Source organism: Actinokineospora alba, assembly GCF_004362515.1.
Classification (GTDB): domain Bacteria; phylum Actinomycetota; class Actinomycetes; order Mycobacteriales; family Pseudonocardiaceae; genus Actinokineospora; species Actinokineospora alba.
In genome coordinates, this window is sequence record NZ_SNXU01000001.1 from 6,177,024 (window position 1) to 6,191,439 (window position 14,416).

Genomic DNA, 14,416 nt, shown 5'->3' on the forward strand with positions numbered 1-14,416 from the left:
AACCCGTCAAGTGCGTCGGTAACCGCTCGACGGCGGCATCGGCGCACCAGTGGGCGGAATCGGTGTGGTCGGCGCACTCGGGTCCACGCCGCCCGCGGGGACATGGCTCACGGGCCTGGCCCCCATCTGGCTCGTCTCGCTCGACTCAGGAGCGCCCTGTCGCGGCGCGGTGGCCGCGGCTTCGTCGCGCATCTTCGGGATCTCCTGCTCCGCGCGGTTCAGCCAGCCGTCCCACCGGTTCTGCATCGGCTTGATGAGACCACCGCCGACGCCGACGATCAGGATGCCGGCGACCGTCGCGAGGACCGCCACGAGAACCGGGGTGGTGACCGTGGTGGCCACACCGATCTGGTTCAGCGCGGCGATGATGCCTAGCGCCAGGATGAAGACCGAGGCGATCGTGCCGAGCATCCGCCCGTAGGACAGCCCACCCAGGGTGTTGTTGATCAGGTCCTTGACACCGGAGGCGATCGCACTGGCCACGACCACGATGATGATCGCCACGATGGCCTTCGGCAGCCACGCGACAACAGCGGTCAGCAGGTCGGAGACCGGGTTCGGCCCGAACACGCCGAACGCCATCTGCAGGGCGATCAGCAGAATCGCGTAGTAGACGATCTTCGCGATGATGTCGGAAGCGTCGTACTTGCCGCGGTCCAACATGCGTTTGATGCCGCCGCGCTCGACCGCACGATCGAATCCGACCTTTTCCAGGCCGAAGTCGACGGCTTTGGCGATCGCTTTGGCGAGAAGCCAACCGATGAACAGAATGACCAGGAACATCAGCAGCTTCGGCACGAAGGTGATGATCGACGCCCACGCATCGGATAGGCCTTGGCCGAAGTCCATGGCGTTCTCCCTTCCAGCAGGGGTCCGCGACGGTTCGCGGCCGCTGGCCGAGGAGTTACCCACATCGCCGTCGGTTACACATCCGCACTGGTGAGGTCGCCCGCCTACTCCGCGTTGCCTACCGTTGACCTGGGAGGATTCGCGATGACCTATCTCGACGCGTTTCGGCTGGCCAAGGGCGCGCTCAGCGCGCGAACCGTCTACAGCGAACCGTGCGAACGCGACGGGGTCACCGTCATCGCCGCGGCCACCATCCACGGCGGCGGTGGCGGCGGGAGCGGCATGGGGATGGTCACCGAGGGCGCGGGCTTCGGTGTCGTCGCCCGGCCCGCGGGCGCCTTCGTCATCCGCGGTTCGTCGGTGCGGTGGCGGCCCGCGATCGACGTCAACCGGCTCATCGGCACCGTCGGCGCGGTGGTCGTCGCCGTCCTGATCACCCGGCGGTGACGGCTCAGCCGCGCGACTTGAGCCGGATGTTGGGCAGGATCGGCGCGGGCAGCGTCTCGGCCCACTGCTCGGGGAACTCGCCGTAGCGCCCGGACTCCGCTCCGGAGCGGGCCCGCTGCCACTGCTCGCGGAAGGTCACGATCTCGTCGTGCGAGCGGGCGATGAAGTTCCACCACATGACGATCCGCTCCCCCAGCGGCTCGCCGCCGAGCACGAGCACCCGCGCGGGCTCGTCGCCCGCTTCGAGAGTGAGGACGGTCGACCCGGTCGGCTGGTAGACCAGCTTCCCGGCGCTCGCGGTGACTCCGGCGGCGCGGACCTCGCCGGTGTCGACGAGCACGCCGTGCTCGAACCCGGCTTCCACGTCCAGGCGCAGGTGCTGCCCTGGCCGCAGGGTGATCTCGGCCCCGAGCAGCGGCGTGTAGGTCGCCACGGGCGACGTGTGACCCAGCAGAGTTCCGAGGAACACCACGACGCGTGCGCCCTCGTGGTCGTGCACGGGCGGCGCGTAGTGCTCGAACCCCGGGTCGACGAACCGGTCGCGGTCGGGCAGCGCGATCCACAGCTGCGCCCCGTGCAGCACCGACGTCCCCGGCAGCGAGTGCTCGGAGTGCGCGATGCCCGACCCGGCCGTCATCAGGTTGATCTCACCCGGGCGGACGATCGCGTGCGCCCCGGTGGTGTCGCGGTGCTCGACCTCGCCGCTGAACAGCCAGGACACGGTCTGCAGCCCGGTGTGCGGGTGGCCGGCCACGGCCATGCCGCCGGTGGTGGAGACGTCGTCCGGGCCGTAGTGGTCGATGAAGCACCAGGCGCCGATCAGCGACTGCTCACGCTGCGGCAGCGTCCGGCGCACGAGCATCGACCGGGGCCCGCCCAGCGGCACCTGGCGTCCGTCGAGCAGTTTGCCCGTCGGCGCGGTGTCCGCCGAGCAGACCAGCTCGGCGGGCGCCTGTTCCAGGTTGCTCATTCACGCACCCACTCTCAGTCGCACCGGCGCTCGTCCGATCAGGCTATCCCGATACCTATACCTATGGTCCCAGTAGACGAACCGGGGCAAGAACCCGCCAACCACTCCCCGGTTGCGACCATCCGTGTGTGCCCCGACACTGTCAGCGACAGGTGTCGGAGAGCCGAGAGGTGTTCGATGATCCGAGTTAAGCGCGCGGCCGATGGCCACCAGCGCGTGACGTTCGCGCTGGCCCAGGACGACCTGCCGGGGATCGCCAAGGCGTCGGTGGTCGGCAACTTCAACGAGTGGGAGCCGGGCCGCCACGAACTGCGCAGGCGCAGCAACGGCACCCTGTCGACGACGGTCGAGGTCGCGGAGGGGACGACCCTGACGTTCCGCTACCTCGGTGACGACGGCGTGTGGTTCAACGACTCCCACGCCGAAGTCGACCACCTTGGCAACTGCCGGTTCACCGTCTGATCCCACCCCGCTCCGACCCTCCCGAAGACGTTCTCCGCGAAGTGACCGCCTGCCACGATCGTGTTGCCGTCGCCGACCTCGCGGAGCAGGTCGGCGCGTGTCCGCACACCCTGGTCGGGGTCGACGTCGAAGACGAAGGCCCAGTGGCTCTCGGCAACCTGGACCTGGCAGTGCATGACGTCGCCGAGCACCACCAGCCGACGCCCGTCCGCGCCTGACGGGTCGGTGACGACCAGGCTCTGGTGACCGGGCGTGTGCCCAGGAGTCGCCAGCACCCGCACGCCGGGGGCGATCTCCGTGCCGTCCGCGGTGAACTCGACGCGGTCGGCCAGCGGAGCCATCACCGCGACCGGGTGCGGCCCGACCACCTCGTCGGTGCCCGCCCAGTGCCGCCACTCCGCTTCCGCCACCAAGTGCCGCGCCTTGCCGAACGTCAGGCCCACCGGGTCGACGGGAGCGGCGCCGGGGGCGGGCGCGACCTCGCTGACCCAGCCGACGTGGTCGTGGTGCAGGTGGGTAAAGAAGACGGTGTCCACATCGGACGGTGTCAGCCCCTCGGCGGCCAGCGACGAGATCAGGGCGCCACCGCGGAAGTCCGCACGCAGGTCCTCGTTTCCCCACTCGACCGCGCCCAGCCCCAGGTCGACCAGGATCACCCGGTCGGCGACGCGGATCAGGAACGAGCCGATACTGACCGGGAAGCGCCCGTCCGACCCTAGGTACTCGGCGTGCGCGCCCCAGCCGTCCGGGGCGCTCGCGGGGAAGACGACGGCCGGGTCGAGCCAGGCGTGACCGTCGGGCAGATAGGTCACACTCGTCTGTCCGATGTGGACCTGAGAACGGGCGGCGGGGTGGATCATGGGTCCTCCAGAGGTGGTGTCCCACTCACTCTGGATCACCCGGGTGATCGGCGGAAGTACGCACTTGCAAGTGCGTACGCCTTCTGCCGTCCAATACTCTCCGTCGGTTAGCATCAAATGCATGACCCGACGGCCCCGCCCTGGCTCACCAGGACCGCCCTTGCTGCCCGACGGCAAACCCGCCGACGTGTACAGCGCTCCGTGCCCGTCTCGGGCGGCGCTCGACCGGATCGCGGACAAGTGGACGGCTCTGCTGGTCGGCGCCTTGGCCGATGGTCCGCGCCGGTTCGGCGAACTTCGCGGCGAGGTCGAGGGGATCAGCGAGAAGATGCTGACCCAGACGTTGCGCAGCCTGGAACGGGATGGGCTCGTCGAGCGGACCGCGCACCCTTCGGTGCCCCCTCGAGTGGACTACGAGCTGACCGAGTTGGGGCGGACCCTCGATGGGCCGCTTCGGGCTGTGCGGGAGTGGGCTGAGCAATATGTGAACGAAGTCCGGCTGGCTCGGCTGTCCTATGACCGGCGGACTTCGTAGCCGTACCCGCAGCGACGGCTCAGCTTGCCATGACTCGCTGGTGGATGGCGGTCACGGCGCGGCGGGCCGAGGCGAAAGCGCCTGCCTGCCAGGCTATTTCGTAAGTCAGCCAGTCGCCCGCGAAGTAGACGTGGCCCGCGGGGCTGTTGAGCAGCGCGTACTCACCCGACGTGCGCGAGGGCCACTCGACCCAGCCTGCCTCGAGGTGCGGCGTGCGGTGCCAGGCGACCGAGAAGCCCGACGCGTACTCGGCGCGGTAGGTCGGGCCGTGGACCCGTTCCCCCTGGGTCAGCGCCCGGTCGATTCGCTGCGCCGGGGTCAGAGCGCTGTAGGTGAGGGCGTCCGGGCCGACGTTGTAGTAGCCGAGCAGGACGCCGCGCTGGGTGTGGAAACCTGATGACGGGTACCAGATCTGGACGATGTCCAGGTCGGTGGCGGTGATGCCGCCGTAGATCCTCAGGTCGGTCTCCCACCAGCGCCGCCGCTGCTCGAGGCCGAGCTTCCCGACCGGAAGGGCCACCGGGTAGCGCAGGGCGGCGCCCACCCGCGGGTCCAGGTTGGTGGGAACACGGGCCATCACGTGCGGCGGCAGTGTCGACACGCAGAACTCGGCCTGGATCAGGTATTCGACGCCGTAGCGGTCGCTGAAGACCACGTCGACGCCGGTCGCCCGGTCGGCGACCCGGGTGACCTTGGCGCCCAGTCGGAGGTTGCCCGCACCGACCGCGTCGACCAGCGCACGCGGGATGGCGTCCATGCCACCGACCGGCTGCATCATCATCATCGCCTGGTCGTAGCCGAACTCGAAGGAGAAGTTCCGGCCGACCTGGCGGGCGAGCACGTCGCTGATCGCGTCCGGCGCGCCCAGCGGTGTACCCGCCTCCTCCCCCGCGCCCGGCGGGACGACGTAGCCGCGCCGGTCGGTGCCGCGGTAGGCGTAGCCGTCGGCCTTCGGGCCGACCGCGCCCCAGTCGGACAGGAAGGTGAGCAGCCGGTCTTTGTCCACAGCGGACACTCGCTGGTCCAGCGCGCCTTGGTCGAGTGCCTTGGACAGCAGTTCCGAGACATAGCCGTACATGTCGGCCTTCGCCGTGCGGAAGCGGGTCGGCGCGGGCATGTTCTGGTTGTACACATAGGCGTTGGCGTTCTGGTTGACGAACGCCTCCACCGGGACACCCAGTTCCCGGCAGTAGTCCAGCGTCACGTGCGACTGGGCGATCCGGGCCGGACCGGCGTTGAAGTACTGGCCGGGGGCGAACCGCGAGTACTGGCTGTGCCCGTCGAGGTCGGTCTCGGCCGTGCCCTCGCGGACCGTCCAGTTCCGCCCGCCGACCCGCCCCTTGGCCTCCAGGATCGTGCACTGGTAACCGGCTTTGCCCAACTCGTAGGCCGTCGCCAGCCCGGCGACCCCGGCGCCGAGGATGACGACTCTGGGCGCGACCCGGCCGGTCGTAATGAAGTCGCCGCGCTTGGGCGCCTGGTAGTTCGCCGTCTCCGCCTCAGCCGTGCCCGCGACGCCGAGGGCGCGCATGGCCTCGAACATCACCCCCGCCCCACCGGCGGCACCCAAGGAGCGCAACAAATGCCTGCGGGTGACCTCGGCGGACATGGGTGGCTCCTGCGGGTGCGGTCGACGGGCTGCACATGATGGACCACGGCGAGCCGGTCGCGCACATTCCTAGAACTGGGTGGCGATCACCACCCGGTTCGACTCGTACCCGTCGGCTCCGCCCACCCAGCGGCCACCGCAGGTGACGAGGACCAGCCGGTGCCCGCCGCTCTGGCCGAAGAACTCCTCGGCGCGCGCGGGCAGGTCGCCCTTCGAGACGGTCTCCACCCGCGACACCCGGTAGTTCCACGTGCGACCCGCCGCGTCCACGACGGACACGGGGTCACCGTTGCGCGCGTTCCACAGTTCGGCGAAGGGACCGGTCTGCCCCTTCCAGTCCACATGCCCGGCGAACACCGTCGCGCCCGTGGCCGCGTCCAGACCGGCACCCCACCACGTCGCCTCACGCACGCCGTTCGGCACCGGCAGGGTCGCGTCCGGGCCGAGTTCCTTGCGCACCAGCGTCGCCGTGCCGCCCCTGGCCAACCGGACCGTGCCCGGCCGCTGCCCGACCGGCGCGGCGGTCGGTTCGACAGGCGCCGCACTCGCCGCGGGCGGCGCGGCGGTCGTGGGCGCGGGTGCGGGTGCCTGCGGCGGCTCGGCAGGCAGCACGGTGCCGAGACCGCCGAGTGCGACCGCCTGTGGCCGTGGCGGTTCGTGCTGTCCCGCGACCGCGGTCCCGGACACCGTCACCGCCCCGCCGAAGGCCACCGCGACGAACAGACCCGCCCCGCCCGCGACCGCGGGCAGGGCGAGCCACCAGCTCTTTCGGGCCATCCGGGGTCAGCGCCCCCAGTCCCGGCGCATGCCCCGGCCGACCACGACGCGCCTGCGCGACGGTCCGTGGAGCAGGAGCAGGGCCACGAGGGCACCGCCGACGAGCACCAGGACACCGAGCCCGGCGAGCAGGCCGGTCGACGGTCCGCCGTCGTCCAGCGCCGCCGCCGCGACGGCCTGGCCGTCACCCGCGGGGATCGTCTTGGGCACCGTCGGCACGTTGGGTTTGTTCGCGACCTTGAGCGTGAGCGTCGCCCCCGGGGTGACTTCGCCGCACGCGGAAGGCGGTGCCGCGGGGTCGAACGCCTGCTCGTATCCGGGCGGCGCGGCGACCTCGATGACACAGATCTGTTGCGGGGTGCGCAAATTCGGCACCGCAGCGGTCCCGTCGGCGCCGGTCACCACGACCGAGGGCGTCCCGTCCGCGCCGGTCAGCGGCTTGCCGTCCTGGTCCACGGCGGGCTTGGTCTTGTCCGCGGCGGTGATCCGCAGCGACACGCCCGCGATGCCCTTGCCGGTCTTCTCGTCGACCTTCGCCACCGCGACCTTGCCCGGCGCGGTGACCGCCGTGACGGCCTCGGCGCCGGTCAGCTGCTTCTCGCCGCCGGTGCTCACCACGCGCTGGGTGTCGACCTGGACGGCTTGGCGCACCACGGGTTTGTCGGCCGGAGCCGATAGCGAGATCGCGACCTTCGGGTTGGGGCCGGTCGGGGTGACGTTGAGCGTCAGCGGGCCGCCGGCCTCCGGGATCGGCAGCGTGAGCGTCTTGCGACCGTCGACGAGGGCGTCGGTGAGGGTGATCTTGACCGGCACCGCGCCCACGCCCTTGCCCGCGGCGTTGGCGACCTTGACGGTCCACTTGTCGGGGGTGCCGATGATCTGCGGCGCGGTCGGCTTGGTGATGCCCGTCGTCCACGGGCCGCGGTTGGCGGTGGCGTCGGCCTTGAGCCGGTCGACGGCGGCCTTGGCGCTCGCGGGCAGTTTCGCCAGGTGGAAGGGGGCGTCGTAGGCGATCGTGCGGAAGGTGTTGGTCGGCAGGAGCTGGCCGGGGTTCTGCGGCGCGGCCGTCCAGGAGTGCAGCAGGTGCGCCAGGGCGGCGGCCTCGTCGGGGCTCTTGGTGGTCGAGTAGCGCAGCAGCAGGTAGGAGCTCTGGGCCGCGATGTCCGGGCTCAGCTCCGTTCCCCACTTGGTCTTGAGCGTCTCGCCCGGCTGGTACTGCTCGTCGGTGTCGGGTGCGAGGTACGCGTACTGCACGCACCACACTTGCTGCCCGTTGACCAGGTACGACCCGGACCAGTCCGTCGCGTCCGGGTTGCCCTTGTACGGCTGGGAAGGGGAGGTCTTGTACCCCAGAGCTTCCTGCACGGCCGCCGCGGCGGTGGGTGCGGCGCTCACGAGGAGGGCGCCCGCCAGCAGCGAGGCACTCGCCACCCCTGCGATCAGCCGGGCGCCGAAATTGGTTCGCCCCATGGTGATGTCGGCTCCTTGCCGCCGCGGCGTGACGCTGCGACGCTGATTGACGTCGGTGGGTGATTCCCTCGCGAGCCTGGTTTCTCGGGGACCGGCAGGCAATCCGCCACCGGGGCGACTCCGATCGGCGGGTCAGGTGGGCACCGCGGGGCTGGTTCTCGGTTTCCACATGATCGTTACCTGCGAATGGCGGATCGACCCCGTCCATGTGGGTGGCGGCCGGTCACGCAGAGGAGAACCGGGGCCGTTTCGGCTCCCCGGACCGAAGCACGCAACCGGGTGACTTGCCTTACGCACCACAATGACAAGAATGACGCGGCGAGCCTTGGTGCTGGGCGGCGGTGGGGTGGCGGGCATCGCCTGGGAGACCGGCATCCTCACCGGCCTGGCCGACGCGGGCGTGGACGTGACCGACGCCGAGTTGACCATCGGCACGTCGGCGGGCTCGACCGTGGCCGCGCAGCTCGGCAGCGGCCTGCCGCTGGAGGAACTGTTCCGGCGTCAGGCGGATCCGGCGGCGCACAACCGTGAGCTGGCCCCGACCGGCGCGGGCGGCGCGGAGTTCCTCGACACCTTGGCCAGGCTGATGGCCGAGACCGCGGACCCGGCCGAACTTCGCCGACGCGTCGGGGCGCTCGCCCTCGCGGCGGACACGGTGCCCGAACCGGTCCGCCGGGCGGTCATCGCGAACCGGCTCCCGAGCACCGCGTGGCCCGACCGTGCCCTGATCGTGGCGGTGGACGCGGCCACCGGCGAGCCCCGGATCTTCGGCCCCGACTCGGGTGTGGACCTCGTCGACGCGGTCGCCGCCAGTTGCGCCATCCCGTGCGTCTGGCCGCCGGTGACCATCGGGGACGCCCGCTACGTCGACGGCGGCGTGCGGTCCATGGCCAACGTCGACCTGGCCGCCGGCTGCGAACGCGCGCTGGTCATCGCCCCGATCACCGACGACGCCCTGTGGGAACCGGTCGAGGGCTGTCGGATGGAGATCGTCACCCCCGACGAGCAAACCCTTGCCGCGTTCGAGCCGGACCCCCTGGACCCGGCCACCCGCACTCCAGCCGCGCGCGCCGGTCGAGCCCAGGGAAGACGGTGCGCGGGGCAGGTCGCGGCGTTCTGGGCCTGATTGCCCCGCCGAACAGCCGATCGCCACGCCCGGGGGTCGTCGTTAACCTGACCCGATGAAGCGAACCATGATCGCCGTGATCACGGCACTTGTCGCTGGTGTGATCGTCTCGTCGCCCGCTACCGCGGAGACTGGCAAGCCCGCTCAGTGCGAGTTCACGCCGACGCCGGACAACCCCGCCGCTCGACCGGTGCGCGTGCCTCGTGCGAAAGCGAAGTCGCACGGGACCGTGGATGTCAGCATCTTCACCAACTACGGGACGCTCGACCTGCGGCTCGACCGGGACAACGCGCCTTGCGCGGTGCACAACATCGTTCACCTCGCGCGCGCCGATTTCTATGACGACAGCAGGTGTTTCCGCCTCACGAACAGCGCGCGCCTGGGTGTCCTGCAGTGCGGGGACATCTACCGCGCCGAGGAAGGCGGTCCGGGCTACAAGTTCCCGGACGAGGTCACCGGCCAGGAGACCTACCCGCGCGGCACCATCGCGATGGGCAACCAGGGACCGGGAACCAACGGCAGCGAGTGGTTCATCGTGCACTCGGTGGCCAAGATCCGGCCGGTGTACACGGTGATGGGACACGTGATCCGCGGCATCGAGGTCATGGACCGCATCGTCGCGGCGGGCATCGATCCGGACGGCGCGGTCGACGGCGCTCCCCGGTATCCGGTCGTGATCCACGACGTGCGAGTAGGCCGTTCGCACGGCTGAAACCTCGATCCGATAACGAAAGCACCCCGAAACGATCAGCGGGCTCCCTCCGTGCCAAGATCGCGCTGACGCGCGGAGGGAGTCCCGGGGGATGGCAAGAGCTCGGTCGAAAGCGATCTCGCTCCGGACTCGGCTGTTGCTGGCGCTGGCCGCGTTGGTGCTGCTCAGTCTGACCGCGGTGGCGGTCGGGTGGCTGGAGTCGCGGCCCGCGGGCGCGACACCGGCGGACATGGCGCCCGCCAACGATCCCGGCACCGCCCGGACCCAGTTGGCGGAGTTGGAAGTTCGCCCCTCCCGACCGATGGCGGGGTACTCGCGCGACTCGTTTCCCCACTGGGCCACCGTCGAAGGGCAGTGCAACGCCCGCGAAGCGGTGCTGAAGCGCGACGGCCGTGACGTGGTGGTCGACGGGCGCTGCCGGGTGGTGTCGGGCCGCTGGGTCAGCCCGTTCGACGGCGCGACCTGGACCGAACCTACCGATGTGGACATCGACCACCTGGTGCCGCTGGCCAACGCGTGGCGCAGCGGCGCGGGCGAATGGTCGAAGGAGCAGCGCCGCGAGTTCGCCAACGACATGGTTCGCCCACAGCTGATCGCGGTGACCGACAACGTCAACCAGGCCAAGGGAGACCAGGGGCCCGACACCTGGAAGCCCCCGCTGACCAGCACTTGGTGCGGGTACTCGGTCAACTGGATCGCGGTCAAGCACCACTACAAGCTGTCGGTGAACCCCGCGGAGAAGACCGAACTCGGGAAGATGCTCGACCGCTGCTGACTTGACCTGGAGCGCGCTCCAGGAGGTTGACTGCTCTCGACGCCCGGAACCACACGGGCCAGTTGAGAGGATCTCCGCGTGAAGTACCGCACGATCGGCACGGACCCGCGAACCCGCCGCACCGTCAGCGTGCTGAGCCTGGGTGCCATGCTGTTCGGCACGACCGTCGACGAGCAGACCTCGTTCGCCATCCTGGACCGCTTCGTCGAGGCGGGCGGCACGTTCATCGACACGTCGAACAACTACGCGTTCTGGGTGGGCAGCACCCAGGGCGGCGAGAGCGAGGCGCTCCTCGGCCGCTGGCGCCGCAGCCGCGGGGTGGGCGACGAGGTCACGATCGCCACCAAGCTCGGCGGCCGCCCGATCGCCCCCGACCTCAGCTTCGCCGACACGGCGCTGGCGAAGAACATCGAGGGCCTGTCCCCCAAGGTGATCCGCGAGTCGGCCGCACGCAGCGCGGAGGCACTCGGGATGTCCACTTTGGACTTGCTGTACGCCCACGTCGAGGACTATGTGACCCCGATGGACGAGACCGTGGCGGCGTTCGCCGAGCTGGTCGCGGAGGGATCGGTCGGGATGCTCGGGGTGAGCAACCACTGGGCCTGGCGGGTGGAGCGGGCCCGGACGACGGCCGCGGCGGCGGGGCTGCCCGGGTATGAAGTGCTGCAGTACCAGCACAGTTACCTGCGGCCGCGCACGGATCTGCCGGGCAGGCGCTCGGTCGACGGCAACCAGGGGTATCTCAGCGCGGACCTGCGGGCGTATCTGCGCACCGAACCGGACTTGGCGCTGGTGGCGTACTCGCCGCTGCTCGGCGGCGCCTACACCCGCGCGGACAAGCCGCTTGGCGTGGACTTCGACCACCCGGGCACGCAGTCCCGGCTCGCGGCGGCACGCAAGGTGGCCGAGGAGACAGGAGCGACCGTGAACCAGGTCGTGCTGGCGTGGATGATCGGCAACGACATCCCGGCGATTCCGCTGGTCGGCGCGTCCTCGGTGGCTCAGTTGGACGAGAGTATCGCCGCGGTGGACTTGGAGCTGTCAGCTGAGCAGCGCGCGATTCTGGATGAGGCGCGCTGATCAGAAATGCCGAAGGGGCGGGCCGAATAGCCCCCAACGCTATTCGGCCCGCCATTCATTCGATTCAGCAGGTCTCACCCTTGTACCAGGCGAACTTGATGATTCCCGCATCCCCCAGATAGGTGCGGCCCGGTCCGACGCATTCGTCGTACCCGCTGAGCCCGTGGTGTCGCTCCACGCGGATCCACACCCACGAGTCCCCGCCGCAGTGGTTGTAGTACGCCCGGCCGGACGGGCCGTCCGGGTCCCAACCGCAGGCCAGCGGGCTGACCGCGGCCCGAGGACTGTTCTGGTCGACGACCGCGGCGGCCGGGGCGGCGGCGAGTCCTGCAAAGGACAGGGCGATGGCCAGAGACGCCAATGGGCGCAGGCTTACCGATGAACGCATTTCATTTCCCCCTTGTCACATGGGGGAAGTTGATTTCCTCCCCCAAGGAGATTCCAGCGTCGCACGGGAATGGGGTGCGGAGTAGTCCCTGAAAGGGTGAAAAGAAAACAACGGCTGTGACATAGCGCCGGCTCGCCGGCGCGGCTCGGTCGCTTTGATGGTGACGTTTCGGGGGTCCCGCACGAACACGCCATCGAAGTCGTGTTCGTGCGGGACCCCCGAAACGTCACCGCGACCGAGCGGGGTGGATTGCCGGAGGCGGCGCCAATTACACAGTGAATCCGAGCGCGCGGAGTTGCTCGCGGCCGTCGTCGGTGATCTTTTCCGGGCCCCACGGGGGCATCCAGACCCAGTTGATCCGGAAGTCGTTGACCAGGCCGCCGCCGGTCAGGGCCGCGCGCGTCTGGTCTTCGATCACGTCGGTCAGTGGGCAGGCCGCCGACGTCAGGGTCATGTCGATGGTCGCCGTGTTGTCGTCCTCGACCCGGATGTCGTACACCAGGCCAAGGTCGACGACGTTGATCCCCAACTCGGGGTCCACCACGTCGCGCATGGCTTCTTCGAGGTCGTCCAAGGTGGCCAGGTCGGCGCGGGGGGCCTGGTCAGGCATCCCGGCGGCGCCGCGCTGGACTTCTTCTTCGCTCATCGCGCTGTCACTCCTTCGCCCGAACGGGCAACCGCGTCCTTGAAAGCCATCCAGCCAAGCAGAGCACACTTCACCCGCGCCGGGTACTTGGCCACACCCGCGAAGGCGATGCCGTCCTCCAGCACATCTTCATCCGGTTCGACCTGACCCCGGCCCTGCATCAGCTCCACGAACGCGTCCATAGTGGACAGTGCGTCCGTCACGTCCCGGCCGACCACCAGGTCCGTCAGCACCGACGTGGACGCCTGGCTGATCGAACAGCCCTGCCCCTCGTACGACACGTCCGCGACCTTGCCGTCGTCGAGCTTCACCCGCAGGGTGACCTCGTCGCCGCAGGTCGGGTTGACCTGGAAGGACTCCGCGTCGAACGGGTCGCGCAGACCGCGTCCGTGCGGGTTCTTGTAGTGGTCCAGGATGATCTCCTGGTACATCTGCTGCAGCTGCATCACGCCACCCCGAAGAACTTGCGGACCTGGTGCAGCCCCTCGATCATCGCGTCGATCTCAGCCTCGGTGGTGTAGAGGTAACCCGACACCCGGGTCGAGGACTGCGCGCCGAGCCTGCGGTGCGCGGGCTTGGCGCAGTGGTGACCGCCGCGCACGGCGATGCCGTACGAGTCGAGCACCTGGCTGATGTCGTGCGGGTGCAGGCCTTCCATGGTGAAGCTGATCGCCCCACCGCGGTCGACCATGTCGGTCGGCCCGAGAATCCGCACACCCGGCACTTCGAGCATCCGCTCCAGCGCGTAGCCGGTGATCGCCTGCTCGTGCGCGGCCACGTTCTCCATGCCCAGCGCGCTGAGGTAGTCGATCGCCGCGCCCAGACCGATGGCCTGCGCGATCGGCGGGGTGCCCGCCTCGAACTTGTGCGGAGCCGGAGCGTAGGTGGACCGCTCCATCCGGACGTCCTCGATCATCTCGCCGCCGCCGTGGAACGGGGGCAGCGCCGCGAGCACCTCGGACCGTCCCCACAGGACACCGATGCCGGTGGGGCCCAACAGCTTGTGCCCGGTGAAGCCGATCAGGTCGGCCCCGGTCTCGAGCACGTTGTACGGCAGCTGCGGACCCGCCTGGGCGGCGTCGAGCACGACCAGCGCGCCGACAGCCTTGGCCCGGCGGGCGATCTCGGCGACCGGGTTGATCGTGCCCAGCATGTTCGACACATGCACGAGCGAGACGACCTTGGTGCGCTCGGTGATCAGCTCGTCGATGTTCGACAGGTCGAGCCTGCCGTCGTCGGTGATGCCGAACCACTTCAGCGTCGCGCCGGTCCGCTGCGTGAGCAGCTGCCACGGCACGATGTTGGAGTGGTGCTCCATCTCGGTGACGACGACCTCGTCGCCGGGACCCACCCGGTACGGCTCATCGGCCCAGGCCAGCACGTTGGCGACCAGGTTGATCGCCTCGGTGATGCCCCGGGTGAAGATGATCTCGTCGCGGCTGGGAGCGCCGATGAACGCCGCGATCTTGTCGCGGGCGCCCTCGAACGCCGCCGTGGACTCCTCGCCGAGCTGGTGCACGGCGCGGGCCACGTTGGCGTTGTGCCGCTCGTAGTGCTCGGTGAGCGTGTCGATCACCGACTGCGGCTTCTGCGACGTGTTCGCGCTGTCGAGGTAGACCAGCGGCCTGTCCTCGGCGAGTTTCCGCTGCAGGATCGGGAAGTCCTTGCGGACCTGCTCGACGTCAAACCCGTGGCCGGTCACCTGACACC

17 protein-coding genes are annotated in these 14,416 nt (G+C 69.8%); 7 read left to right on the plus strand and 10 right to left on the minus strand.

Annotation, left to right across the window (positions count from 1 at the left end):
* Positions 1 to 6: 6 nt before the first annotated feature.
* Positions 7 to 849, minus strand: a complete 843-nt coding sequence (locus C8E96_RS28080) for a mechanosensitive ion channel family protein (protein WP_091383311.1) — start codon at positions 847 to 849, stop codon at positions 7 to 9.
* Positions 850 to 993: 144 nt separating this feature from the next.
* Here C8E96_RS28080 and C8E96_RS28085 point away from each other — a divergent pair, with 144 nt between their 5' ends.
* The gene (locus tag C8E96_RS28085; RefSeq protein ID WP_091383310.1) at positions 994 to 1,296 is read left to right on the plus strand and encodes a sporulation protein; all 303 of its coding nucleotides are present in this window, start codon (positions 994 to 996) and stop codon (positions 1,294 to 1,296) included.
* A gap of 4 nt (positions 1,297 to 1,300) precedes the next feature.
* On the opposite strand, the gene C8E96_RS28090 is transcribed toward C8E96_RS28085, so the two are convergent.
* Positions 1,301 to 2,266 carry a pirin family protein gene (locus tag C8E96_RS28090; RefSeq protein WP_091383309.1) on the minus strand — a complete coding sequence of 322 codons (966 nt, stop codon included), beginning with the start codon at positions 2,264 to 2,266 and terminating at the stop codon, positions 1,301 to 1,303.
* 177 nt (positions 2,267 to 2,443) lie between these two features.
* Between C8E96_RS28090 and C8E96_RS28095 the strand changes: the two genes are divergently transcribed.
* Positions 2,444 to 2,728 (plus strand): hypothetical protein, encoded by a 285-nt coding sequence (locus tag C8E96_RS28095; protein WP_091383308.1) that lies wholly within the window; start codon positions 2,444 to 2,446, stop codon positions 2,726 to 2,728.
* Here C8E96_RS28095 and C8E96_RS28100 read toward each other — a convergent pair.
* Entirely contained in the window at positions 2,647 to 3,588 is a 942-nt protein-coding gene (locus C8E96_RS28100) for an MBL fold metallo-hydrolase (protein ID WP_091383307.1), read from the minus strand. The genes C8E96_RS28095 and C8E96_RS28100 overlap by 82 nt on opposite strands.
* A gap of 121 nt (positions 3,589 to 3,709) precedes the next feature.
* Between C8E96_RS28100 and C8E96_RS28105 the strand changes: the two genes are divergently transcribed.
* Positions 3,710 to 4,123 (plus strand): winged helix-turn-helix transcriptional regulator, encoded by a 414-nt coding sequence (locus C8E96_RS28105; protein ID WP_091383306.1) that lies wholly within the window; start codon positions 3,710 to 3,712, stop codon positions 4,121 to 4,123.
* Positions 4,124 to 4,142: 19 nt separating this feature from the next.
* Here the strand turns inward: C8E96_RS28105 and C8E96_RS28110 are convergent, their stop codons facing one another.
* The 3 genes from C8E96_RS28110 to C8E96_RS28120 form a co-directional block, all read right to left on the minus strand.
* Positions 4,143 to 5,732: a flavin monoamine oxidase family protein gene (locus C8E96_RS28110; RefSeq protein ID WP_091383305.1), complete on the minus strand. Its 1,590-nt coding sequence runs from the start codon at positions 5,730 to 5,732 to the stop codon at positions 4,143 to 4,145.
* Positions 5,733 to 5,801: 69 nt separating this feature from the next.
* Positions 5,802 to 6,509, minus strand: coding sequence for a class F sortase (locus C8E96_RS28115; protein ID WP_091383304.1), 708 nt, complete (start codon positions 6,507 to 6,509; stop codon positions 5,802 to 5,804).
* 6 nt (positions 6,510 to 6,515) lie between these two features.
* Complete coding sequence (locus tag C8E96_RS28120; protein ID WP_166658140.1) at positions 6,516 to 7,979, minus strand: MSCRAMM family protein; 1,464 nt, start codon at positions 7,977 to 7,979, stop codon at positions 6,516 to 6,518.
* Positions 7,980 to 8,289: 310 nt separating this feature from the next.
* Here C8E96_RS28120 and C8E96_RS28125 point away from each other — a divergent pair, with 310 nt between their 5' ends.
* The 4 genes from C8E96_RS28125 (at position 8,290) to C8E96_RS28140 (ending at position 11,672) form a co-directional block, all read left to right on the plus strand.
* Complete coding sequence (locus C8E96_RS28125; protein ID WP_091383303.1) at positions 8,290 to 9,105, plus strand: patatin-like phospholipase family protein; 816 nt, start codon at positions 8,290 to 8,292, stop codon at positions 9,103 to 9,105.
* 55 nt (positions 9,106 to 9,160) lie between these two features.
* Positions 9,161 to 9,817: a peptidylprolyl isomerase gene (locus C8E96_RS28130; RefSeq protein WP_091383302.1), complete on the plus strand. Its 657-nt coding sequence runs from the start codon at positions 9,161 to 9,163 to the stop codon at positions 9,815 to 9,817.
* Between the two features lie 91 nt (positions 9,818 to 9,908).
* Positions 9,909 to 10,592, plus strand: coding sequence for an HNH endonuclease family protein (locus tag C8E96_RS28135; protein ID WP_091383301.1), 684 nt, complete (start codon positions 9,909 to 9,911; stop codon positions 10,590 to 10,592).
* A 78-nt stretch (positions 10,593 to 10,670) separates the two neighbouring features.
* Positions 10,671 to 11,672, plus strand: coding sequence for an aldo/keto reductase (locus C8E96_RS28140; protein WP_091383300.1), 1,002 nt, complete (start codon positions 10,671 to 10,673; stop codon positions 11,670 to 11,672).
* Positions 11,673 to 11,736: 64 nt separating this feature from the next.
* On the opposite strand, the gene C8E96_RS28145 is transcribed toward C8E96_RS28140, so the two are convergent.
* From C8E96_RS28145 to C8E96_RS28160, 4 genes are all read right to left on the minus strand, one after another.
* Complete coding sequence (locus C8E96_RS28145; RefSeq protein WP_133794844.1) at positions 11,737 to 12,060, minus strand: DUF6355 family natural product biosynthesis protein; 324 nt, start codon at positions 12,058 to 12,060, stop codon at positions 11,737 to 11,739.
* Between the two features lie 268 nt (positions 12,061 to 12,328).
* The gene (locus tag C8E96_RS28150) at positions 12,329 to 12,706 is read right to left on the minus strand and encodes a metal-sulfur cluster assembly factor (protein ID WP_091383298.1); all 378 of its coding nucleotides are present in this window, start codon (positions 12,704 to 12,706) and stop codon (positions 12,329 to 12,331) included.
* Positions 12,703 to 13,152, minus strand: coding sequence for a Fe-S cluster assembly sulfur transfer protein SufU (sufU, locus tag C8E96_RS28155; RefSeq protein ID WP_091383297.1), 450 nt, complete (start codon positions 13,150 to 13,152; stop codon positions 12,703 to 12,705). Before sufU ends, C8E96_RS28150 begins: the two co-directional genes overlap by 4 nt.
* On the minus strand, positions 13,152 to 14,408 hold the full coding sequence (locus C8E96_RS28160; RefSeq protein WP_091383296.1) for a cysteine desulfurase: 1,257 nt from the start codon (positions 14,406 to 14,408) through the stop codon (positions 13,152 to 13,154). Before C8E96_RS28160 ends, sufU begins: the two co-directional genes overlap by 1 nt.
* Positions 14,409 to 14,416 lie beyond the last annotated feature (8 nt).